Annotated in this window: 20 protein-coding genes and 1 tRNA gene; 13 read left to right on the top strand and 8 right to left on the bottom strand. The window is 56.1% G+C overall.

Annotated features, from left to right (window positions below; translation table 11 throughout):
• Positions 1 to 56: 56 nt before the first annotated feature.
• The 6 genes from W02_RS02255 to W02_RS02230 all read left to right on the top strand — a co-directional run bounded on the left by W02_RS02255 (position 57) and on the right by W02_RS02230 (position 7,437).
• Entirely contained in the window at positions 57 to 440 is a 384-nt protein-coding gene (locus tag W02_RS02255) for an STAS domain-containing protein (protein ID WP_173044396.1), read from the top strand.
• On the top strand, positions 421 to 825 hold the full coding sequence (locus tag W02_RS02250) for an anti-sigma regulatory factor (protein ID WP_173044394.1): 405 nt from the start codon (positions 421 to 423) through the stop codon (positions 823 to 825). The genes W02_RS02255 and W02_RS02250 overlap by 20 nt, the downstream gene beginning before the upstream one ends.
• Complete coding sequence (locus tag W02_RS02245; protein WP_173044391.1) at positions 822 to 1,895, top strand: ATP-binding SpoIIE family protein phosphatase; 1,074 nt, start codon at positions 822 to 824, stop codon at positions 1,893 to 1,895. Before W02_RS02250 ends, W02_RS02245 begins: the two co-directional genes overlap by 4 nt.
• Positions 1,880 to 4,072, top strand: a complete 2,193-nt coding sequence (locus W02_RS02240) for a response regulator (protein ID WP_173044389.1) — start codon at positions 1,880 to 1,882, stop codon at positions 4,070 to 4,072. The genes W02_RS02245 and W02_RS02240 overlap by 16 nt, the downstream gene beginning before the upstream one ends.
• Positions 4,073 to 4,076: 4 nt before the next feature.
• Entirely contained in the window at positions 4,077 to 6,551 is a 2,475-nt protein-coding gene (locus W02_RS02235; RefSeq protein ID WP_173044387.1) for a response regulator, read from the top strand.
• Positions 6,552 to 6,615: 64 nt separating this feature from the next.
• Positions 6,616 to 7,437 (top strand): hypothetical protein, encoded by an 822-nt coding sequence (locus W02_RS02230; protein WP_173044385.1) that lies wholly within the window; start codon positions 6,616 to 6,618, stop codon positions 7,435 to 7,437.
• 105 nt (positions 7,438 to 7,542) lie between these two features.
• Here the strand turns inward: W02_RS02230 and W02_RS02225 are convergent, their stop codons facing one another.
• Both W02_RS02225 and W02_RS02220 read right to left on the bottom strand, forming a co-directional pair.
• Positions 7,543 to 8,424, bottom strand: a complete 882-nt coding sequence (locus tag W02_RS02225; protein WP_173044383.1) for a hypothetical protein — start codon at positions 8,422 to 8,424, stop codon at positions 7,543 to 7,545.
• A 12-nt stretch (positions 8,425 to 8,436) separates the two neighbouring features.
• Positions 8,437 to 10,116, bottom strand: coding sequence for a DUF4384 domain-containing protein (locus W02_RS02220; protein ID WP_173044381.1), 1,680 nt, complete (start codon positions 10,114 to 10,116; stop codon positions 8,437 to 8,439).
• Between the two features lie 221 nt (positions 10,117 to 10,337).
• Between W02_RS02220 and W02_RS02215 the strand changes: the two genes are divergently transcribed.
• From W02_RS02215 to W02_RS02205, 3 genes are all read left to right on the top strand, one after another.
• Entirely contained in the window at positions 10,338 to 10,877 is a 540-nt protein-coding gene (locus W02_RS02215) for an RNA polymerase sigma factor (protein WP_173044379.1), read from the top strand.
• Positions 10,874 to 11,539 (top strand): zf-HC2 domain-containing protein, encoded by a 666-nt coding sequence (locus tag W02_RS02210; RefSeq protein WP_173044377.1) that lies wholly within the window; start codon positions 10,874 to 10,876, stop codon positions 11,537 to 11,539. The genes W02_RS02215 and W02_RS02210 overlap by 4 nt, the downstream gene beginning before the upstream one ends.
• Positions 11,540 to 11,610: 71 nt before the next feature.
• Entirely contained in the window at positions 11,611 to 13,872 is a 2,262-nt protein-coding gene (locus W02_RS02205; RefSeq protein WP_173044375.1) for a caspase family protein, read from the top strand.
• Between the two features lie 23 nt (positions 13,873 to 13,895).
• On the opposite strand, the gene W02_RS02200 is transcribed toward W02_RS02205, so the two are convergent.
• From W02_RS02200 to rph, 3 genes are all read right to left on the bottom strand, one after another.
• Positions 13,896 to 13,972, bottom strand: a tRNA-Pro gene (locus W02_RS02200).
• A gap of 8 nt (positions 13,973 to 13,980) precedes the next feature.
• On the bottom strand, positions 13,981 to 14,607 hold the full coding sequence (locus tag W02_RS02195) for an XTP/dITP diphosphatase (RefSeq protein WP_173044373.1): 627 nt from the start codon (positions 14,605 to 14,607) through the stop codon (positions 13,981 to 13,983).
• 2 nt (positions 14,608 to 14,609) lie between these two features.
• Positions 14,610 to 15,353 carry a ribonuclease PH gene (gene rph, locus W02_RS02190; RefSeq protein ID WP_173044371.1) on the bottom strand — a complete coding sequence of 248 codons (744 nt, stop codon included), beginning with the start codon at positions 15,351 to 15,353 and terminating at the stop codon, positions 14,610 to 14,612.
• A 406-nt stretch (positions 15,354 to 15,759) separates the two neighbouring features.
• Here rph and W02_RS02185 point away from each other — a divergent pair, with 406 nt between their 5' ends.
• Positions 15,760 to 16,902, top strand: coding sequence for an HD domain-containing phosphohydrolase (locus W02_RS02185; protein ID WP_173044369.1), 1,143 nt, complete (start codon positions 15,760 to 15,762; stop codon positions 16,900 to 16,902).
• Positions 16,903 to 17,033: 131 nt separating this feature from the next.
• Complete coding sequence (locus W02_RS02180; protein WP_173044367.1) at positions 17,034 to 17,543, top strand: hypothetical protein; 510 nt, start codon at positions 17,034 to 17,036, stop codon at positions 17,541 to 17,543.
• 68 nt (positions 17,544 to 17,611) lie between these two features.
• Here W02_RS02180 and metH read toward each other — a convergent pair whose 3' ends face one another.
• The gene (gene metH / locus W02_RS02175; RefSeq protein ID WP_173044365.1) at positions 17,612 to 21,292 is read right to left on the bottom strand and encodes a methionine synthase; all 3,681 of its coding nucleotides are present in this window, start codon (positions 21,290 to 21,292) and stop codon (positions 17,612 to 17,614) included.
• A 399-nt stretch (positions 21,293 to 21,691) separates the two neighbouring features.
• Here metH and W02_RS02170 point away from each other — a divergent pair, with 399 nt between their 5' ends.
• The gene (locus tag W02_RS02170) at positions 21,692 to 22,237 is read left to right on the top strand and encodes a hypothetical protein (RefSeq protein ID WP_173044363.1); all 546 of its coding nucleotides are present in this window, start codon (positions 21,692 to 21,694) and stop codon (positions 22,235 to 22,237) included.
• Positions 22,238 to 22,268: 31 nt separating this feature from the next.
• On the opposite strand, the gene W02_RS02165 is transcribed toward W02_RS02170, so the two are convergent.
• Positions 22,269 to 22,694 carry a hypothetical protein gene (locus tag W02_RS02165; protein WP_173044361.1) on the bottom strand — a complete coding sequence of 142 codons (426 nt, stop codon included), beginning with the start codon at positions 22,692 to 22,694 and terminating at the stop codon, positions 22,269 to 22,271.
• A gap of 268 nt (positions 22,695 to 22,962) precedes the next feature.
• Here W02_RS02165 and W02_RS02160 point away from each other — a divergent pair, with 268 nt between their 5' ends.
• Positions 22,963 to 23,388: a hypothetical protein gene (locus W02_RS02160; RefSeq protein ID WP_173044359.1), complete on the top strand. Its 426-nt coding sequence runs from the start codon at positions 22,963 to 22,965 to the stop codon at positions 23,386 to 23,388.
• Here W02_RS02160 and W02_RS02155 read toward each other — a convergent pair.
• Positions 23,385 to 23,633 (bottom strand): putative signal transducing protein, encoded by a 249-nt coding sequence (locus W02_RS02155; protein WP_173044357.1) that lies wholly within the window; start codon positions 23,631 to 23,633, stop codon positions 23,385 to 23,387. The two genes, W02_RS02160 and W02_RS02155, sit on opposite strands and share 4 nt — an antisense overlap.
• Positions 23,634 to 23,644 lie beyond the last annotated feature (11 nt).

The following is a 23,644-nucleotide window of genomic DNA, read 5'->3' as shown; positions in this document are numbered from 1 at the left end:
AGCATCTCTGATGATGTCAGACCTGCATTGAATTGAGTCAAGACGAGGGATCCAGAATGGAACGAATCCCGATTTTGAAAATGGGAGATCACCTGCTGGTCAGCATCCAGGTGGACATGCATGATCGGTTGGCCATGACTCTGCAGGAGGAACTCACGGATCAGATCGTGAAACTGAGAGCCTGCGGTGTCCTGCTCGACATCTCGGCGGTGGACATGGTCGATTCGTTCATCGGCCGTATGATTGCCAACATCGCTGCGATGTCGCGTATTCTCGATGCGGAGACGGTCGTTGTGGGAATGCGTCCTGCCGTCGCCATTACCTTGGTCGAACTGGGCATGACGTTGTCCGGCGTCCGAACGGCGCTAAATGTGAATGCAGGAATGGAACTGTTGAAGAACGCAGGCAAGAAGGGATTCGATGGTCGTCCTGCGCGATGAACTGATCGATTTGCGATCAACCGATGCCATTATCAAAGCACGCCAATTGGTCCGGGACTGTGCCGTGGCTCAGGGACTCTCCCTCGTCGACCAAACCAAGCTGGTAACGGCCGCCAGCGAGATTGCCAGAAACACGCTGATCTATGGCGGTGGAGGAGAGATGCGTTTGGAGGCCATTCACGAGGGCGCGCGCCGGGGCGTGCGCGTGACGTTTACCGATCGCGGTCCTGGCATCGCCGACATCGATCTTGCCATGAAAGATGGGTACACCTCTGGTGGAGGATTGGGTTTGGGGCTTGGCGGGGCGAGACGTCTGGTCAATGAATTCACGATTAGCTCTTCGGTCGGAGAGGGTACAACCGTGACCATCACGAGATGGAAATGACGCAGATTCGCCTGCCCATCACCGAACAAAGTCAGCCGTCCGCTGCGCGGAGGATGGCGATCGAGCTTGCGAAGAAAGCCGGCTTGGACGAATCGGAGATCGGAAACATTGCGCTGCTTGTTACAGAGCTGGGGACCAATCTTGTGAAACATGCGCAGAACGGCGAACTGTTGCTGAGAGACGTGGGAGAGCAAGGGGGGCGCGGCGTCGAAGTCTTGTCGCTCGACAGAGGGCCGGGCATGCGCGATGTGACGAAATCCCTGACTGATGGATTTTCGACGGCAGGGAGTTCAGGGACGGGTCTTGGCTCTGTGATGAGGTCCGCCGGGACGTTCGACATTTATTCGCAGCCGGGGAAGGGAACGGCCATTGTGGCTCGTGTCTCGTCGAAGAACGCTCGGCCGCCGGCGCAAGGAGCCGTCTCTGTTGGGGTGGTTCATCAGGCGAAACAGGGAGAAACGCTGTGCGGTGATGACTGGATTGTCAGGCATTTTACAGATGGATGGCTCTGTGCCGTCGTGGACGGTCTTGGGCACGGCCTCGTTGCGGCCGAGGCTGCCCGACCAATCATTGAAGCCGTGCGGACCGCACAGGGCAGGAAAACTCCTGTCGAACTGGTCGAAATGGCGCATCAGGCATCGAGAACGACTCGTGGGGCTGCGCTCGCCGTTGCCGTAATGGACGAAAAAGCGAAGGTGGTCCGATTTGCTGGAATCGGAAATATCGCCGGCATGATTCTGGACGGAAGTCGACAGCGACACCTCGTGTCCTTGACCGGGATTGTCGGACATCAATATCAAAAAGTCGTAGAGTTTTCGTATCCATGGCCCACGGACGGCATATTTCTGCTGCACTCGGACGGCATCGGCAATCAATGGGATCTGCTTGCCTATCCAGGGCTGTCCTCGCGAGACGCCAGCCTGGTGGCAGCGGTCCTGTACAGGGATCATGCGAGAGGTCGGGATGATGCCACGATGGTTGTGGTCAAGGCGGGGGAACCCATCCGGCGTCATGACCTGACCCAACCGGTCACCGATAAAGACCAATTCAAACAATGGCCTATCGCATAAGCTCGGTCGAGATTAATTACGAGGACGACGTGGTGACCGCACGGCAGCGTGCCAGGCAGGTTGCTCGAGCCCTACTGTTTGACGGACAGGATCAAACAAGGATCTCCACTGCCATTTCCGAAGTGGCGAGAATGTTTGTCAACCGGCGCACTCCATCCCATGTCGAATTTTTTCTGGAAGGAGTCAGCATCCCTCAAGTGCTGTTGGTCAGTATTGGCAAGTCCCGAGAGGGCGGCACGAAGCATTCAACACCGGGGAACTCCGCGAACTTGTCGGTGTTTCCCGCTCAATGGGACACCGCAATGGTCTCGGCGCGCCGATTGATGGACCAGTGTGAAATGCGCGTGAATGGTCAGCAGGAAGCGACGGTTTGGTTGAAAAAGCTCCTCTATAAACGAAAGAGCATCTTTGGCCAACATGACTTGGAACGGTTAACCCGGCAGATCGGATCCGTCGATCCTCAAAACCCGATTGAAGAAGTACGCCAACAGAATCAGGAACTGGTCCGTGCGTTGGAAGAGTTGCATGAACGGCAACAAGAGCTGTTACGACTGAACGGAGAATTGGAAGATACGAATCGTGGCGTGGTGGCCTTGTATGCCGAATTGGATGAAAAGGCCGACCACCTGCGCCGGGCCGACGAAATGAAGTCGCGGTTTCTTTCGAACATGAGTCATGAGTTTCGAACGCCGCTGAATGCGATCATTGCCCTCTCTCAGCTCCTGATCGACCGTGCCGATGGTGATTTGAACACCGAACAGGCCAAGCAGGTCGGCTATATTCGAAAGAGCGGGGGCGATCTGCTGGATTTGGTAAACGATCTGCTCGATCTCGCGAAGATCGAAGCCGGAAAAATCGAGGTTCGACCGTCTGAATTTGAGGTCGGAAATCTCTTCAGCGCCCTCCGCGGCATGCTGCGTCCCCTCCTCGTATCCAATACCGTAAGTCTTATCTTCGACGAGCCCGCTGGGTTGCCGGTTCTGAGCACCGACGAAGGCAAGGTGTCCCAGATCGTCCGTAACTTCATCTCGAACGCGATCAAGTTCACCGAACGCGGCGAGGTGCGGATCACCGCCAGGGCCACCGACGATGGGAAATCCGTCGTGTTTTGTGTGGCGGACACGGGGATCGGGATCGCGGAGGAGGATCAGGAGCGGATTTTTCAAGAGTTTTCTCAGATCGATCACCCGATCCAGCGGCGCGTCAAGGGTACCGGGTTAGGTCTTCCTCTATGCCGAAAATTGTCCGAGTTGCTCGGCGGGTCAGTGAGCGTCTCCAGCCGGTTGGGGTCCGGTTCGACGTTCTCCGCTGTGATTCCGGTCTTGTACGCCGCCAAGGGCGGAGTAAACTACGTTTCTGACCTGCCTCTGGTACAACCGGATGAGACCCGTCTGCCGGTGTTGGTCGTCGAAGATGAACCGGAGACGCGGCTTGTCTATGAAAAGTACCTTCGGCGTACTCCATTTCAACCGATCCCGGCAGCTAGTATCCGCCAGGGCCGTGAGCTTCTGCGTCGTCACTCGATTGTTGCCATCGTGTTGGATATCGTGCTGCCGGACGACACAGCCTGGCAATGGCTGGCTGAGCTCAAGGGCGACGATGCGACGAAGGGCATCCCTATATTTGTCGTTTCCGCAATCGATGATCCGCAGAAAGCCATCGCCTTGGGTGCGAACGATTATTGTGTGAAGCCGATGGCTGCCTCGTGGCTGCTGGAACGCTTGGAGCGTGCATCGCGCGCTTCCAAGAGTGATGGTCAACCGGAGTGTCAGGTTGTCCTGTTGATCGACGACCATGAAGCCGACAGATATCTGTTCGGCAAACTGGCTCGTGAGACAGGGTTTTCGGTCATCGAAGCCCCCGGGGGGGAAGAAGGTCTGCTCCTTGCGAAACAAATTTCACCGTCCGTGATTGTTCTCGACCTCAACATGCCCCGCATGGACGGCTTCCAGGTGCTCAAGCATTTGCACGATGATTTGGAGACGCGAATGATTCCTGTCATCGTGATGTCTTCCCAAGTCCTGACCCCGGAACGCCGGGCAGCGTTGAGCCATGCCCGGGTCATCTTGGAAAAAAGCGACCTATCTCCTCAAAGCTGGAAACGGGCCATTCAGGCCGCTGGGTGCGAAATTGGTCCCCTGCCTCACGGGTCGCATAACCGATCGATGGATAGGTGAACAGATGAAACCGACCACGCAGCACTCCCAGAATGCCGCCCATACGATCATCCTCATCGATGACAGCGAGCCGAACCGGTATCTCAAGAGCCGACTTCTCCGTTCTGCCGGCTATCGGGTGATTGAAGGATCGACCGGCGCCGATGCGATTCGTCTCGCACGCGAGGTTAAACCGCAGCTGGCACTCATCGATGTCAAGCTTCCCGATACCAACGGATTGGAAATCTGTCGTTCGTTAAAAGCGGATTCAATGACGTCGTCGATCATGGTGCTGCTCACATCCGCGTTGGCTGTCCGCAGTGAAGACAAAGTTGCCGGTCTCGAAGAAGGCGGCGATGCCTATCTGATTGAGCCAGCCGATCCCGACGAAATGCTGGCCATGGTCAGGGCACTCTTGCGGCTCTACCGGCAAGAGCAGCGTCTGCAGGCTGCATTCGATATTGCCGCCCTCGCCGCGTACACATGGGATCCGGCTACCGGCAGGCTCGAGTGCGATGTTCGCTTCAAACGCATGTGGGGCATTTCTCCTGATGTCCCGGTGAATCATGAGATGTTCCTGAGTTCAGTGCATGCTGGAGACCGCGTCCAGCTGGAAGGGCAACTGGCACGGTCCATCGCCCCGGCAAGCGACGGCATCCTGTCATCGGAATTTCGTGTGATAGGGATCAACGACGGGGTCGAACGATGGATATCCGTCCGAGGTCAAGCATGGTTTGATGACGTAGGCTACGCAGCGGGTTTTGTAGGAACCGCTCAGGATATTACCTCTCGCAAGCACCAGCAAAGGGATCTTGAGGTCAGTGAAGCCCGGTTCCGGGCGATCGTCAGTCAGGCGACCGCGGGCGTCACGCTGGTTGATCTCTCCGGAAAATTCATTTTCTCAAACAAACGCTTCTGTGACATCGTTGGGTACACGGCGTCAGAATTGCTTGGCATGCGGATGCAGGATATTACCCACCCGGATGATTTGCCGGGCAATGTCGAACAGTTCACGAAGCTGATCGAGGGAGGACCAGACTTCGTCATTGAGAAGCGGTATGTGCGGAGCGACGGTACGTTAGTATGGGTCAATAATAACGTAGCGGCGGTTCGTGATGGGAAAGGACAGCTCGAAAACATCGTTGCGGTTACGATCGATATCTCTCAACACAAACGCCACGAACAGGCTCTGTGCGAGAGCGAGGCAAAGCTGCGCGCATTTGCCGGAAATTTGGAGCACCTCGTTGATGAACGCACGCAAGAACTCTTGCAGTCGCATGCTCAACTCAGAGCGCTCGCCAGTGAACTGAACCTCGCCGAACAAAAGGAGCGCAAACGGCTGGCGGGAGAGCTGCACGACAATCTCGGGCAGCTGCTTGCCCTGAGTCGAATCAAACTCAGCCAGGCGAAACATCAACCGATGAACGCAGTGTTGAGCAAGATCGTGGCCGACCTCCAAGATTCGATCGACAAATCCATTGCCTACACGCGCACGTTGCTGTCCCAGTTGAGCCCTCCGGTCCTCCAGGAATTCGGACTGAGAACTGCGTTGGATTGGTTGGCCAAGGAGATGGAGCAACGCGGCCTCCAGGTGACCGTCGATGTGAAAGTCGACAATCCGCGTCTTCCGGAAGATCATGAATTACTCCTGTTTCAATGTGTGCGTGAACTTCTCTTCAACTGTGTGAAACACGCCAAGGTGACGGAGGCTCGCGTGCTTATCGAGCAGGTCGCCGGTGCGTTGCTCGTTCATGTCGCGGACTGTGGAGTCGGCTTCGATGCCAGCCGCCTGAATCCGGCCGAGGAAGTCAAGAACGAAGCGGGTCATGGGTTTGGATTGTTCAGTACACGCGAACGCATGCTGTCGATCGGCGGTAATTTTGACCTGGAATCCGTCCCAGGACGGGGGACGAAGGCTACGTTGACGCTGCCGCTTTCAATCAAATCGGAGCAGCCGAACCAAGTATCCGAGCGCGAAAAGATCATGCGTGAAGTCATGTCATTGAAGGATCCTGGCCAGAAGCCGATAAGGGGGCCCGCCAACGTGTCAGGAGAACCGCAAGTACGGGCACAGGGGGGGAAGTCCGGAGTGGATTCTGCTTTTTCGAACCTCCAAAATACCATTCGAGTGGTGATTGTGGATGACCATCCTATGATGCGCCAGGGAATCCGAAGCGTACTGGAGTCCTATGCCGATATCATAGTGGTGGGCGAAGCATCCAACGGTGAGGAAGCGCTGATGGTCGTGGAGCGGGAACTGCCGGCCATCGTGTTGATGGACATCAATATGCCGAGGATGAACGGCATCGAAGCGACTTCGGCGATCAAGAATCGATATCCGCACGTCATTGTGATCGGATTGTCCGTCAAGGTCGGTGACAGTGACGAGGAGGCCATGAAAAACATGGGTGCCTCCGTGCTTTTGACAAAGGAAGCTGCCGTTGAGGAACTGTATAATGAAATCCGAAAACAGATCGAGGCCTGTGCACCACGATCCTGATCAGTCTTCCGTCTTCGTAAGTCTGAGAATCAAGCCAGTCGCATGATGTGATGAAGGAGATCCTATGAGATCTGGATGGATGGGGGACAGGCGAATCCCTTGCGGTCTCGTCATGACGATTCTCTCTGCCCTGGCTCTGGAGGAAGCCTCTCTCCAGGAATTGTCGGCCGGTTCTTCACAGTCCGTGTCTTCACGCGATTTACATCAAACTCAGCAGTTGAAGGTGGCTACTTCGGGTGAAGGTTCAGGTTCGGTAACAGCTCCTCCTGGCATGGTCTGCCCTCCGGGATGCCTTACCGAGATTCCACAAGGTTGGACGATTGTCTTGACTGCCCAACCGTCTCCGGATTCTTCATTTGCCGGCTGGAGTGGCGATTGCGGGGGTACGGACATCTGCAGAGTCAAAATGGATGGACCACGGAACGTCCAGGCGAAATTCGCCAGACGACAAACCGGTCACTCATCCCAACTACCTGGTCCGGCTCCCATCATTCAATCTTTCTCGTTCGTCAAACGCCCGGCCTACGACAGCAGAGTATTTCAACCGTTCCAACTTCCCAAGCCCGGTACGGCAAACACAGCCAAGAATGCCAAGCCTGATGCTTCCGCCAGGTCCGTTCTTGAAATCAAAGGCCTCAATCTATCCTCCGTCAAGGTTTTCAGTGTGCGGTCAACCGATATTCTCGTCGAGGACATCGTTCCTTCGTCCCTGCCGTCCTGCGTAGTCCCTTCATGCATTCAAGTGCAAGTATTCACGAATCCGATTACGAAGAAGGGAATGAAAACCCTTTCTGTGACAAACCTCGAGGGTCAGACGGCCTCTTTCCAGATCGAAGTCTTGGACGGAATCCCCTACCAACCTGCGAATACTTCCTCGTCCCGATAGCCGCAGCCCCCGCTCAAGTGGTAGAGCATACATTGCTTTATGTAGTGAATCACCGAGTCGGGTGCCTGTGGGGGGGGCCCGCAGGAGGTGGCAGTGCCATGCGTATCAACGCGGCATGTAGGTCACCAGGTAGTCGGTCCCCTGGAGGCTGGATTGGACGATCTCGATCTGAACAGGACTGACCGGATTGATACCGGCCTTTGACAACAGATCGGCCCTGACGAACTGAAAAACCTGCTGTTCGAATTGCATTCGCGTCTGCGGCTGAAGGAGGATCTCGCGCATCCCGTTCTCGAGCGCGGGCTGGATCTGTTTGAAATAATCGGCCGCGATCTTACAAATGTTGACGGGAAAGATCATGTCGAAGAAATAGGTGCATTTCTCCGGTTCCTTGACCATGCCGGTCACGGCCACACGTACCGAGTGATAGGTGGGAAGCCGTCGTTGATCGATCGTGGGTGAAATGAAGACATCGACCATCGTTTTTTCAGCGACGAGATCGGCAAGAGCACTGTCTCCCTCGCCCGAGTAGTCCTTGTAGTACGTCTTGAACTGGATGATGGGAAAGTAGAACTGCAGTCTCAGCTCATTACCCTCGCTGCTCACGAGCGGTGGATTGGACACGCCGGTCACATGAACGAACGACTTCTGTCCGTTGCCGGATTGATAGGAATATTTCTCCAATTGAATCCGCCCGGTGAGCCCGCGTCCCAGCATGAAATTCGTATCGAACGGGCTCGACATATTGGCGAGCTGAATGAAAGATTTTGTCGGGTCGCCGAGAACGGCGATGAACGGAATGGTCTTCGTGATCGACGGCGGCTGGTTTCCCTGCTGCGGTACGATGGCCGCCGGGGATTGTTGAACCGGCGGCGTTGGAGGCTGCGTCGGACGTGGTGGAAAGACCTGGGCCGAAACGGTGGTTGCTGACCACATACCCACCACGATGCCTGTGATCAACACACAGAGTGCATTTTGCAACCTCATCGCATACGTCCCCTACTCGTGTTTGAACCAGCGCGTGACGGTCACATCCTGTCCCGTCTGGCTTGCAGCGTACGACAACGGAGTCAGCTTCGCGCTGTCTCCGCTCTCGTCCTTTACGGTGATGATGCCGCGGGGAGTCGCCGATCCGACACCGCGAGGAATCACGGGCGGTTCTTCAACTTTTGCCACGATCGTGCCGGATGGACGGGTTTCACTCGCAATCTGAGCAAAACTCTCCTCCAGATCGGTGCGTCGATTGAGCGAGGCAACCACAAAAAATGTTTCGATGCCTTTCACCTGATCGAGGCTGAACCAGTAGGGTCCGTCCGGGAAGGCATACTCCAGATCCTTCTTCACTGGATTGACCGTCGACAGACCGTTTCGAGGATACACGGCTTCCGCCCATCCGGATCCGTCAATCGACATGATATAGAGGTAGCAGTCGCAATTCGTCCGAATCACCAGTTTGAACCGGTCTCCAGCCTGAGCATTGGCGCCGCCGTCACGCAGCACGTCGCCGTCATTCATCAAAACGATTTCCTTTCCGTGCGCGGTCAGGTTTTGACGGATCAACGCGACATCCACTGCCACGAGGTCGGTATCGACCGATCTGGAGTAAATGGGCGGTGCGTACTGTTGACTACCGTAGGGCTGTGCCATGTAGGGCTGGCCGGGAGCAACGCCTCCTCCGTATTGTTGTTGAACCGGCGGTTGGCCGCCGTAGGAAGGCGCGGCACCATACGCTCCTTGTGGCTGGCTATAGTTCATTTGGGGCTGCTGCCCATACCCTGGCTGTGGCTGACCGTAACTTTGCACAGGGGCTCCGCCTCCGCCGTAAGACACGTTCGGATCGTACCCAGGCTGCATTTGCTGCGGAGGGTAGCCCGAACCCGCGTAAGGACTTTGCGATCCGTACGGATTCGGTGGCACCTGTTGATAGGGATTGGCATAAGAAGTTGACCCATAGGGAGGCATCGTGGGAGCCGTGCCAGGAGTTCCGTAAGGATTTGGAGGTTGTCCGCCGTACGGCATCTGCTGAATTGTTCCGTATGGAGCGGTCGACCCGTAAGGAGTCATCCCCTGTTGCGCGTACGAACTGCCTGGGGGCACGGTTCCGGGATACGTTGATGTGCCTGGATAGGCTGTGGAGGCGGTGCCGTAAGGATTGTTCGGATCATATGGACTGGAACCCGGTTGAGGCATATATCCCGAGACCTGCCCGTAGGGATTTGCCTGGGGAGCATATCCTTGAGGTGCGGTATTTCCCGGATAGACGGTGACCGGGTTGGTGGAAGGGTTATTGGGATCGATGGGAGCAGTTTGGGGAGAAAACACCTGTGTACCTGGCGGGAATTGCGCGAGTGTCCCCGGCTGGGCTTGATAAGCCGGTTGAATAGGAACTCCCGCTTGTCCAGGGACGGGTTGCCCGGGATAACCTGGAGCGACGGCCATCGGCGGGAGACCCTGGATATAAGGATTCGCCAGGCGGTTCACCAAGTTGCTAAGATTATCCCGATGCTTGGACCCGTAATTTTGCAGACCGGTTTGGAAGAGATTTCTCGCAAACTCGAAGGCGATCGGCAGCAGGAACGGTGCTGCCGCACAGGAGCCGAACAGGAGGGTGCTCACCAATACGAAGCTCAGAGCACGCGTGCCTCCGTGTGAGGCATCCATTCCGGGGCTGTGTCTCACAGAGACTCCTTACGTGTCCAGTACGTCGCTTGGACCGGAAAAAGGTTCAGCGCATTGTAGTCTGCCGCTGTGGGGCGGTCAATCAATCCGTCCATCCATCCTATTGAGGGGGATGACCAAATGTGCTAGAGCAACAGCGCTTTCAACTCCCGCAACGACCGTGAACCCGTATGTTCATGAATCCGACCCACCCCCATGATGCCTTGGATGAGCATGATCTCATGAGTGCGGTGGCAACCGGTGACGAGCCGGCATTCGCACGTCTCTACCGCACGTATGAAAAACGCGTCTTTCAATATGTCAGGAGCTTAGTCGGTGATTCCGTGCTGGCGGAGGAAATTGTCGGCGACACCATGATAGCCGTCTGGCGCAGCGCGTCCACGTATAGCGGTTCCTCCAGGTTGTCGACCTGGATTTTCGGCATCGCTCGGCATAAAGCACTCGATGCAATGAGACGAACAAAGCGCCAGGGACGTGAAGTGGATCTTGATGGGGCGATGGAACTCCCGGCTCCCGGCGATAATCCGCTCGAATGCACTCAACGTCAGGAGATGTGCGAGTTGACTCAACGCGCCCTGGCGTCTTTGTCCGCTGAACATCGGGAGGTCCTGCGCCTGACATTTTATGAGGAACTTCCCTACGAGGATATTTCCCGCTTGTTGTCGATCCCCGTGAACACCGTCAAGACTCGTGTCTTTTACGCCAAGCAACAACTGAAGCGGCAACTTGAACGACTGGAACATACTGAACCGACCCCATGAGCGATCCCGAAACATTTCCGGCCGAAGTTCATCCCGAAGTCGCGTTACTTCCTTGGTACGCGAACAATACGCTTGCCGATCAGGAACGGAACGAGCTTTCGCGCCATCTCGAGCATTGTGTGGACTGCCGTACAGAGTTAGAGGAGTTGCGGAAGATGAAACGCCTGCTCGATGACGCCTATTCCACAGCTCCTCTTCCCTCTGCTTCGTTGGAGCAATCCGTGCTCCAACGCCTTGCGGCGGACTCTCCACCGGGCATTGTCAAAGGAACTCGCCGTTCGTCCCTGGAAATCCTCGACGCGTGGATTCGGTCCATGCTCAATGTTCGATGGATGCCGACCGTCAGCGCCGCTGTGATACTTGTGCAAGCAGGGATTCTGGCGTGGGTGATGAGTGTTCCAACAGTGCAGGATCGTGTCTTGCCCCGGTCGGTCGGCAGTCCGACCGTCAGTGTCGCCGTCAGCTTCCATCCGCATGCGACGGACGAGCAAATCCGTTCGGTGCTCGACGGCGTGCGCGGCAGGATCGTCGGGGGTCCCTCGGCGGAGGGAATATACACGATCGAAATGCCCGCGACCGACCAATCGGCATCACGCCAAAAGCTGGAGGTCCTGCGAAGGAAGCAGGAAGTGGTTCGCTCGGCTGATCTCTTGATACGCTGAACGTGACCGTGGATTGCGTCGACTGATCTTCGACTCTTGTGTATGGGCCCCACAACGAGAAAGGCTGCCAGATGAGTACGCTCCGTCCCTGGAAGGTCGTCATGTGTGTGCTTGTGCTCGTCAGTAGTGTCGTGGCTGGCAGTCGCATCGATTTGCTGGCCATGCCGGCCCAGGGCAAAAGTGGTAACAAGCGGGCGCTGCTCATTGGAATCAATAACTATCGGGCCGTTCCGAAACTTCAAGGTTCCTTAAACGACGTCGAAACGATGAAGCAAGTCCTCATGACGCGATGGGGATTTCCTGAGGTGAACATCCGTACCCTGACGGACGAACAGGCAACCAGAGAGGGTATGCTGGCTGCCCTCTCGCGGTTGGTGGACGACACAGGACCCGACGACATCGTGTATATCCATTATTCGGGGCATGGCTCACAGGTTGAAGATCTCAATGGCGACGAACCCGACGATAGGCTGGATGAAACATTGGTGCCGCAAGATGGCCGCACCGGATCGGTTCCTGATATTACCGACGACGAGTTGGAAGCGCTTCTGAGCCGATTGACGACACCACACGCATTTGTCGTCCTGGACTCCTGTCATTCAGGAACTGCCACTCGCTCTCTCGACATCCGCACGAGGTCGGTGCCTCAAGACATGCGTACCGCCTTGTACAAACGAGCGGGGAACCCGGAGATCCAGACCAGAGGAGCAGTCCGTCCATTGGCGGCTCAATATGTCCTCATGGCAGGCGCGGCGTCCCATCAAGAAGCGCTCGACGGTCCGGTGAACGGCCGGTATCACGGCTTTTTCTCTTACGCACTGTCCAGAAGCCTCACCTCCTCTCCTGCCGGGGCGTCCCCCCGCGCTGTGTTCCGCATCGTCGAAACGGAACTACAAAGGATCCAGACGCACTTTGGCCGCATATCGATGCCTGAGCCGCAACTGGAAGCTCCCGTGAATCTGCTTGAACAGCCATTGCTCGGAACGGCGAACGACCTACACCAGGAAACACATTCCACAAGCGTTCCCAGGCTCGTCTGGCTTGAGGTCCAACCGGGGGATCAGGGCACCGTGACACTGTTGAACGGGCTGCTTCTAGGTGCCGCTCCCGGATCCGTTTGGTCGATCTATCCTCCCGGCGATTCCGGCTTTGCGCCCGGCGGCGCTCTCGCTGTGGCATCTGTGATCAAGGTAGCCGGGCAGCATGCCTATGCAAAGGTGCGCTCTCCGTCCAAGGCTATTCCTGATCGTTCTCGAGCTGTTCCATTGCTGCCGCCTTCTCCGCCCGGCGGCAGAGTTCCGATACGGATCCTTGAAATGCCGGAGCGACAACGAAGGCAGATCGAACACACGCTCGCGAAGAACATACCCAATGTGGATCTAGTCGGTCCAAATCAGTCGGCGCGCTATCTGGTAGGGGTGGAAGGAGACTCGGTCAAATTGTTAACGGCGGATGGGCTCGGCCTCGTGGGGTCGTTCGGGGGGAGCGGAGACGACTGGGGTGCGGGTGTCGCCTTGGTTGTTTCCAGGTCCACCACCGCTTCGGAGCTGTTGACCCTCGACAATCCGTCCTCACAGTTGAAAGTCGATATGCGGGTCGCCAGTGAGAATCCCCAACCGGTCCCGAAAGCTGGAACGCGCGGAATCGTTGTCGTCGCCGCCGACACGCAGCCGGCCAAATACAAAATTCGAACAAACGGTGCGCCGCGAACTGCGGAGAACAGTCTCCAGCTGCAAGTGACCGTGAATGCCGACGCGTATGTGACGATTGTGGATGTCGATTCTGAGGGAAGCGTAAACGTCCTGTTTCCAAACGCACACGCGAGAACTGAGTTTCATCCTGATGGACGGATTCGGGCGAATGAAAGGGTCCTGATTCCGGATTCGCTCTCTGCCAATAACAAAGCGGGGTTCTATTGGGACTATAGTCCTCCAAAAGGGACCGATACAGTGCGGGTGTTCAGCAGTACGGATTTGGAAACGGCAACGATGATCCGCCAGAAGATCAAGGATCTCCAAACACCTCAGGCTAAAAACAATGGAAAGAAGATTACTGCGCGAGCGATCGATGAAGGGATTGCATCGATTCGTCGCGAACTTGAAAATACCGCCACGCGTGGATTTTTGACTGTCTACGATCCTACCTCTCACGTGCCTGGCCAGAAGATGGATGGTCAGCCGGAGGTGCAGGCTGCCTCCCCGTCATCCCTAGCAGGCTCGACACCGTCCTCGCTCGATCCTGCCTCGGCCCCTCCAATGCCGTTGATGCAAGGAATGCCTGCCAACCAGCGGTCCGATTGGGCCGCGGCGACAGTAACGATTCAAGTCGAATGAGAACTGTGGAGATGAAGAATTGTTGGTCGGGGCGAGAGGATTTGAACCTCCGACATCCTGCTCCCAAAGCAGGCGCGCTACCGGGCTGCGCTACGCCCCGACGTGAAGTCAGCGATCGGACTGCATGCCCGCTGGTGAGCGAGCGGTTTCTTCAAGCCATCCTCGCACGTGCACAAAGGCTTGTGCCCGATGGCTGATGCGGTTTTTCTCCAGACCGGATAATTCTGCCAGCGTTTTCCCGAACTGTGGAACATAGAATACAGGGTCGTAGCCGAATCCCTCCGTGCCTTGAGGCGTTTCGGTAATATACCCTGCGAGTGTTCCATGCGCGACATAAATATCATGTGCCGGCGTAACGATCGCTGCAACCGTGATAAACCGTGCGGTCCGTTGGCTCCGCGGCACGCCCGACAACTCGTTTAGAAGTTTACGCCAATTGTCCTCATACGTCACGTCTTCACCAGCATATCGAGCCGCAAACACTCCGGGCTTCCCTCCGAGGGCGTCCACTTCAAGGCCCGTGTCGTCTGCTACCGCGGTCACACCTGTTGCCGCCGATACTTCGCGTGCCTTCTTGATGGCATTCTCCTCACAGGTTGCTCCATCCTCGATCACATCGTGGACCTGTGGGAATTCATCCAACGTGCGCACCCTGACGTCCAGCCCGGTCAGCAGCGCCATCAATTCGTCGCGCTTATGCCGATTGCGCGTAGCCAGTACCAATTCTCGAGTCATGGTCAATCCAACGGTCCGATGATGTCCTTTTGTAGTGCCGTCAAGGTCTGAATGGCAGACCAACCATGAGAAAGAAAGCCGTCCATGTCCTGTTTGGCAAACGGTGTGCGCTCGGCGGTTCCCTGGATCTCCACGAACTGTCCCTTGCCGGTCATGACGAGATTCATGTCGACTTCAGCCGTCGAGTCTTCGCTATACGCCAAATCCACGAGGATCTCCCCCCCGACTTTCCCGACGCTGATGGCCGCCAGATAATCGGTCAATGGACGCTTCTTGATCAATCCCCTTGTCTTGAGGGTCGCCAGAGCGTCGGCCAGGGCAATGAACGCACCGGTAATGGATGCTGTGCGGGTTCCTCCATCCGCTTGAATGACGTCGCAGTCGATCCAGATCGAGCGCTCGCCCAACTGGGTCATATCCGTCACGGCGCGAAGTGAGCGGCCAACCAGCCGCTGAATTTCCAGTGTGCGGCCGCCTTGTTTCCCCTTGACGGATTCACGGGGCGATCGCTCGTGTGTAGACCGTGGGAGCATCGAATATTCAGCGGTCACCCATCCGGTTCCCTTCCCCTTCAGGAAGGGAGGAACCTTTTCCTCCACCGAAGCGGTGCAAATAACCTTCGTATCGCCCATCTCGATGAGAACGGATCCTTCCGCATGCTTGATGAAGCTGCGGGACACCTTCACCGGTCTGAGCTGATCTTTCCGCCGTCCATCGAGTCGGACCAACCCTGCGCCATTGCTCATATTTTTCTCCAGTCGTTGGGGAGTCGGCATTATAGAGAACAGAATCTCAAACCGCAATGAACGGGATACGGGCTCGATCATGCAATCGAGAGTGTATCCCTGACCCCGGTTGCACAATACTGTTGGAACTAGGCAGCAAACGTGTCGGACAAAATGGTATTCTCCTTAGGGAATGTCATGGCACGGCGGCAGCCTGGGCTGGCATCGAGAAAGAATGCTGCGGTCCGTGTCGCTGAGGAGATCAAATGTGGTCCAAAAATCAAAGGACCCGCCGGACGGATTTCACTAATTTGTAGCGTAAAAATGGATGGCGATTTACAGTTCTAAGGACGTCTGCCGAAACGGATGTCAGTGCCATTCGACCATTCGATCGCGTGATGTTCTGTAGGCACACGACGGTGTACTCATGACGCTGCTCCTCGATAAGACGAACCATCAGGCTCTCATGGATCTCAAGCGCGTCCTCGTCGTGGACGACGAAGAGCCGATCCGGCGTCTTTTGGGGTATATGCTGCAGTCGCACGGATATGAAGTCGTGCTCGCGCTGGATGCGAAAGAAGCCAGACAAAAGATGGCCGATATGCCGTTCGCGCTCGTTCTATGCGACGTCAATATGCCGGGCGAGTCCGGTATGGACCTGGTCCGCAATATCCTGACGCAGTTCCCACACACCGCTGCGATTATGGTCACGGGTCTCGACAGCGCGGTCTTGGCCAATGCCGCAATCGATATGGGGGCGTTCGGATACGTCGTGAAACCCTTTGAGTCGAACGAGGTGCTGATCAATGTCACCAACGCCCTGCGGCGAAGAAAACTGGAAATCGAAAACAAACTGCATCGGGACAATCTCGAAGACATCGTGAGAACCAGGACCATGGCGCTTCAACAGGCGCTCGAATGGCTGGAACGCAGTGAAAAGGAATTGCGGCTTTCCCGCGAAGAAACCATTCAGCGATTGGCGATTGCGGCGGAATATCGGGACGGTTCGACCGCGCAGCATATTCACCGGATGAGCAGGTATTCCGAACTGTTGGCGAGGCGGTATGGTTTGTCGAGTGAACGGTGCGAACTTATCCGTACCGCCAGTCCCATGCACGATATCGGAAAAATTGGAACACCCGACCACGTGCTGCTGAAACCGGGTAAGTTTACTCAGGAAGAGCTCAATGTCATGGCTCAGCATGTCGAGATTGGCTACCGCATTCTTTCGGGATCGGATGCCGAGCTCCTCAAGGTTGCGGCGACGATCGCCTTGACGCACCATGAGCGCTGGGACGGGAGCGGATACCCTCGTGGGTTAAAGGGCGAAGAGATTCCCATAGAAGGCAGGATTGTCGCCATCGCCGATGCCTTCGACGCGTTGACCACGGCGCGTGTGTATAAGCCCGCTTTTTCCTTCGATCATGCGGTGGATTTGATGATCAAGCACCGCGGGGAACACTTCGACCCTGAACTCCTCGATGTATTCTTGGCATCGATTTCCGACATCAAGCGCGTCTACGAAGAGTATGCGGACAAATCTCCGTTGGGATTTGTCAGAGATGTGTAGATCGTTTTCTCCATTTCGTTGACCGGTTTTTCCCTCCCCGATATACTTTTTTCAACGCGTCAGATTGCTCCTTCGAAACAGTACCCGGCCGAGCCTTCGTGCCCGATCGAACGTTAGAAAGGATTTGCAAGATGCCCAAAAAGAGTGCGTCCGCGAAAAAATCCGGAATCACAAGAAACTGGATTGCCTACCTCTGCGAGGCACTCGTGACATCGGGCGTGATGCCGACGTGGGAGGCCGCGACGTACCTGACCGAGAATCTGTTCGGAGAAAATCCCAATCCCAGACTTCTTGGGACCTGCAATGCCTTCGAAGTGACCTCGCAGTTCCTTCATCGGATGTATCAACCGATCGTCGAGGCGGCCTCTCGCGATGTCAACCTGCCCCACGGCGCGATCCTGCATGTCTTTACCGACATCAGCCTGACCGGCAAGTCTGCTGTCTTGGTGGTGTACTTTGCGGGAGTCAATCAACCGCACCAGCTGCTGCTGTTCGATGCCGTCAAAGCTTGGGAGCTGGTTTTTGCGGATTCTGAGGAATTCAATCGGTGGGCGGAGGAACGCTATCGCTCGGTCAAGTCGTCATTGAACTCGGCCATCGGCAAATCGGCCCGCCACACGGTGTTGGCGGAGGTCTCCTGACCGGCCAGTCTCCGTTCCATTGTCAATTTCTACCGGAGAGAAGAGTCCGACTGGAATCGGATCCGGCGCTATGAGTCCGGATCGTAATTCAGGTTAGGAGCGAGCCAGCGTTCCACGTCATTGACCGGCATTCCTTTTCGCCCTGCATAGTCCTCGACTTGATCTTTCCCGATTTTTCCCACAGCGAAGTATCGCGCCTGCGGATGGGCAAAATACAGGCCGCTGACCGACGCTCCGGGAAGCATGGCGAAACTTTCGGTGAGGGTGATACCTGTCTGGCCTTCCACGTCGAGCAGATCGAAGAGCTGTCGCTTTTCGGTATGGTCGGGACACGCGGGATAGCCCGGAGCCGGCCTGATTCCTCGATATTCTTCCTTGATCAGATCCTCGTGCGTCAGCCGTTCGGCTTTTCCGTAGCCCCATTCCTCACGCACCCGCTTGTGTAAATATTCAGCGAAGGCCTCGGCCAGCCGGTCGGCAAGCGCCTTCGCCATGATGGAATTATAATCGTCATGGTCTCGGTCGAATTGTCGGCAAAGCTCGTCCAGTCCGATTCCGGCGGTGACGGCAAAGGCTCCTATATGATCCTTTCTCCCCGTCACCTCAGGAGCGACATAATCTGCGAGGGCGAGATTGGCTTGATCCTGCGGTTTCTCCGATTGCTGCCGGAGAGTATGAAAGACCGTCAGTATATGAGTCCTGGTCTCGTCGCTGTACAGTGTGATGTCGTCGCCCACCGCGGAGGCGGCAAACAATCCGTACACGGCATTCGCTTTCAGCAGGCTGTCCTTAACGATTTGGTTGAGCAACCGCTCGGCATCCTCGAATAATTCTTTGGCTTTGGTTCCGACGACGGCGTCATCGAAGATTGCCGGATACTTGCCTCTTAATTCCCAGGTATGAAAGAACGGCGACCAATCGATAAACGGAACGAGGTCTGTCAGCGATTGATCGGCAATGACCTGTCTCCCCAGGTGTTGCGGGACGGGAATGTCTGCGCCGGCCCAGTCCGTCACCAAGGCATGACTCCGGGCTTTTGCAAGCGGCAATAGCGTCTTGACGGTGCGGTCCATGTGCACTTGACGGATCCGTTTGTAATCGTCCCGGATTTGGTGGACAAACGTGGGCTTGTTATCGGGGTTCAGAAGATTTCCTACGACTCCCACCGCTCGAGACGCGTCCAGCACGTGGACGACGGACGGTTCATAAGAGGGGGCGATCTTGACTGCCGTGTGGGCCTTGCTGGTGGTGGCTCCTCCGATCAGAAGCGGAACCGAAAACCCTTCACGCGTCATTTCTTTTGCGACGTGTACCATTTCGTCGAGCGATGGGGTGATGAGTCCGCTCAACCCCACGATGTCCGCCTTCCGGTCCTTGGCCGTAGCCAGAATCTTCTCGCACGGAACCATGACCCCGAGATCGATCACCTCATAATTGTTGCACGCAAGCACGACTCCGACGATGTTCTTGCCGATATCGTGGACATCGCCTTTGACGGTTGCCAGGAGCACCCTGCCCTGTGACTGATAGTTGCCCAATGCGCGCTTTTCCTCTTCCATAAACGGCATCAGATAGGCGACCGCCTTCTTCATCACCCGCGCGCTCTTGACCACTTGAGGGAGGAACATTTTTCCGGCTCCGAACAAATCTCCCACCACGTTCATGCCCGCCATCAGTGGTCCCTCGATGACCGACAGCGGCTTGGGGTATTTCTGCCGTGCTTCTTCGGTGTCGCCCTCAATGTAATCGGTGATGCCTTTGACGAGCGCGTGCGAGAGACGCTCCTCGACCGTACCCTTCCTCCATTCATCGTCTTTGACCGCCGCTTTGCCCTTTTGTTTGACCGTTTCGGCAAAGTTGACCAGCCGTTCGGTGGCATCCGGCCGGCGGTTCAATAGAACGTCCTCGACGAGTTCAAGGAGATCCTTGGGAACTTCCTCATAGACCGCAAGCTGCCCCGCATTGACGATGCCCATGTCAAGTCCGGCCCCGACGGCATGATAGAGAAACGCCGCATGCATGGCTTCGCGCACGACATTGTTTCCCCGGAAGGAAAAGGAGATATTGCTGATGCCGCCGCTCACTTTGGCCCTGGGAAGATTGGCCTTGATCCACCGTGTCGCTTCGATGAAATTGACGGCGTACCCGTTATGTTCCTCGATGCCGGTCGCGACGGTCAGAATGTTCGGATCAAAGATGATATCTTCCGGAGGAAGACCGACCTGCTTCGTCAGGACTTCGTAGGATCTTGCGCAAATCTCTTTCTTCCGTTCCAAGGTGTCGGCTTGCCCGCGCTCATCGAAGGCCATGACGACCACCGCGGCGCCGAACCGCTTGACGAGCGTCGCCTGCTCGATAAACTTTGTCTCCCCTTCTTTCAGGCTGATGCTGTTGACGACCGCTTTACCCTGAATGTTTCTCAGGCCCGTCTCAAGTACCTCCCATTTGGAACTGTCCACCATGATCGGGACGCGCGAGATATCGGGTTCCGCCGCGACAAGACGGAGAAAGGTTTCCATGGCGGCCTTTGAATCCAACATCCCTTCATCCATGTTGATGTCGATGATTTGCGCGCCCCCTTCCACTTGCTGACGGGCGACGGACAGCGCGGTTTCGTAATCATTCGCGAGGATCAACTTGGCGAAGGCCGGAGAGCCGGTTACATTGGTGCGTTCACCGATATTGACGAAATTGGACTCCGGGCGGATAGTGACAGCTTCAAGGCCGCTTAAGCGCGTGTATGGCTCGACCGGAGGAATCTTTCTCGGGTCGATATCTCGCACCGATTGAGCGATCAATTTGATGTGGGCAGGAGTCGTCCCGCAGCACCCGCCCACGATGTTGAGCCAGCCGTTCTGTGCCCATTCCCGGAGTTGCGGCGCAAGTGTCTCCGGTGTTTCTGGAAAACCAGTCGGCAACAGCGGATTGGGCAAACCGGCGTTGGGATGTGCACTGAGATAGACGGGCGCAATCTGCGACAGCTCCTGAATGAGGGGACGCATTTCTGCCGGCCCGAGCGCGCAGTTCATTCCTACGCTGAGGAGCGGGACATGCGAGATCGAGTTCCAAAACGCCTCGACGGTCTGTCCCGTCACCCCCCGATTGCTTCCGGCCTGTATGAATGTGACGGACGCCATGATCGGAACACGCCGTCCGACCGTGTCGAAGACCTGCTGAATGGCAAAAAAGGCGGCTTTTGCGTTCAGTGTGTCGAAAATGGTTTCCACGAGCAGCAGATCGACCCCGCCATCCAGCAATCCACGGACCTGCTCGCTATAGGCCTTGACCAGATCGTCGTACGTCACGCTGCGGGCGCCGGGATGGTTGACATCAGTGGAGATCGATGACGTTTTGGTCGTGGGTCCGATCGCGCCGGCAACAAAGCAATATCGGCTGGGGTCGGCGGCCTGAACGTAGACCCTGGCTCGCTTGGCGCATTCGGCTCCGGCTTTCGAAAGCTCGTAGGCCAACGCTTCCATCTGATAATCGGCCAAGGAAATTGACTGGGAGTTGAAGGTGTTGGTCTCCACGATGTCGGCGCCGGCCTCAAAGTACTGTCGATGAATATCCTCGATGACAGTCGGTTGAGTCAGGTTCAGCAGGTCATTGTGACCTTTCAAGTCCTTCGGCCAGTCCTTGAATCGATCACCGCGGAATGCCGCTTCGTCCAGCTTCCGTTGCTGAATCATGGTGCCCATGGCACCGTCGAGAATCGCAATCCGTTGTTCGAGAAGTGTGTGGAGATTCATACGAGCGATTATACCTTTGGCGAATGGTCATCCGCTGAAAGTGAAACTCATCATACTGATAAGTCGGTCGAGCGGCAACCAATCCGTCAAAGGTCGCCTTGACTTCGCGAGCAGACCGTCGATACGATGCTGTTTCAGTGGAGAAGAGCCTTTGCTCCCGCACGTCCTACCTTTGTCATGTCTACCGCGCCAGTGGCTGCTCACAGCCTTGTTGGTTCTCTGCGTGCCCACCGTCGCTTCGGCGGCCGCTCCCTACTTTGAGGACGGTTTTCTAGGGCTGACTCAGGCGGAGCTTCACGAGAAGCTCGGCCTGCCCCAGGCCGTGCGGGATCGCAAATCGGCACGCGCGTCTTCACCTACTATGCGATTGCTGATTGGGAAAAATATTTTAGGAAGCTGGTGTCTCCTGAGAGCGGCGAAGATGTCTATACCTTCAAGCGCGACGGCGTGGACGTCCGATACTCATTCAGTTTTCTTGCTGATCCCAAAGATGAAAGCGAAAATCGTCCGCTGTTTGTCCGTCTGGTCGACATTGAGTTCTCTCCTCCGGTTCCTATCGCGCAGGTGCCGGCTCTTGTGCCTGAGTTTCGACCCTCCGATGATCCGTCGTCCCCATCATTTCGGTCCAATATCTGGATATTACTATTCAAGGGACGACCGTCGTCGCAGGCACGGTTCATTATCAAGGAGGCCGGAAAGGAAGCTCTGGAATGGACGCTGGCCTATCAATTGTTTTCTTTGCAAGGATTGCCGGATCCGCTGACCATGAAAGCAACCGTGGATCGTCTCGAATTCAGTGCCCAGAGCATTGACCTCGTGACTCGGCGGCAACGACACACGCACGACCCGATCATGAATCCGTTTTCGAAGGAATTTTCTCAGCAGGCCGTGGCTCCCCGCCAGCCGGCAAGTAAGCATATTCCTCTTCCAAAATATGAAGAATAGCGGGACGAAGTTCTGTAGAGGGCGAGAATCGTCAGGGGATCGTCGTTAACCGTTCGCGGTGCTGTCGCTCAACCTGCGCGGCCTTGCGCTTCATGATGTCCCCTGCGCCGTCATCGGAAATATACAGGAGGACCGGCGTCGCAATTCCTATCATGATGAGACACCAGAGTGACAGAAACCGGAAGGCCTGGCTTCGACTCAGGTTCATGCCGACAAGGCAGAGTCCGGCGAGGAGGCCGGCATAGGTCAGGATGTTTGATTGGTCTGCCGACATGCCACTGTCGGAAGTTTTACCGCCAAACATGCCGCCAACTGCGGTCAGCAGCCGCCCGAAAAATCCCTGAGTGCCAGAGCGGGATTTGTCCTGCCGGTCCGGCTGACCATCATCCCCGATCACGCCGGCCGAGGATCGATACTGCGCGGGAATGCCTTCAGGGTTGTCTGTGACGACAGGCATTCCTTTGTCATCGACGTATGAATAGAGCGGTCGTGCCGATAAGTCCGTTTGAGAAATCCAACAGGGAAAGGCGAGGAGACCGACCAAGAAAGCCCACTGCAGAATTCTTATAGAAGGCCTCGCGCGCAAACCCATGATACTAGTATAGCGACACGTTCTATCCTATTGATTCAAAATGGATATTGAACCGGTTCATATTGACGCTAAGGGTCGATGGTTGTTAGCATGCGTGTCCCCTTAGCGGACAAGGAGAGCACAGGGATTTCTCATGAGCACAGCTTCCGGTGAACAGCAGGAGCCAGTCGAGTTGATCCGACAGAAGCCGTTCCGCGTTCTCGTCTATACCGGCCTCGGTCTGTTCCTTGTCCTCATGGTGTTCTGGCCGCTTGCAATGAAGTTGAAGGATCCGGACTTTCAACAACACATTTCCGAGCACCGTGTCATGGTCGGGATGACGAAAGAACAGGTCCTCCAGTCTTGGGGAGGCCCTCAGACAATCAATACATCATTCACCAAGGATGGTATTCGTCGTGAAGAGTGGATCTTCGAAGATTGGGAGAATGCGGCGATCGTGAAACACCGCTATCTATATTTTGAAGAAGGCACGCTCATCGGCGGATGGTTTCAAGGACCGGGAGAACGGCTGCCGACTCAAGCTCCCTCAAATCCTCACCTCCCAAAACCGCAGACCTAACAACTGTCCGGGAGCTCCTCAGAAACATCTCTTACAGCAAGCCGTAGTCTGCCCAGCAAACGCTCCGCCCGTTCTACATCCTTTGCACCGACAAATACCTGGGGAGTGAGGGCAGTGATGCCTGGATACAAACTTCCGACGTTGGCATGACGTACGGTGTACTCGATGCCGCTTCCCTCCAACAGACTCTGCAGCATGATCAATTCGCAAACGTCGTAGGCGTTCGTGAGGAGAACATGGTTCATTGCGTATGCTC

The organism is Nitrospira sp. KM1, assembly GCF_011405515.1.
In the GTDB taxonomy this organism is placed as follows: Bacteria; Nitrospirota; Nitrospiria; order Nitrospirales; family Nitrospiraceae; genus Nitrospira_C.
The sequence above is the reverse complement of the archived record's forward strand: the minus strand, read 5'-3'. Positions and strand labels throughout refer to the sequence as shown.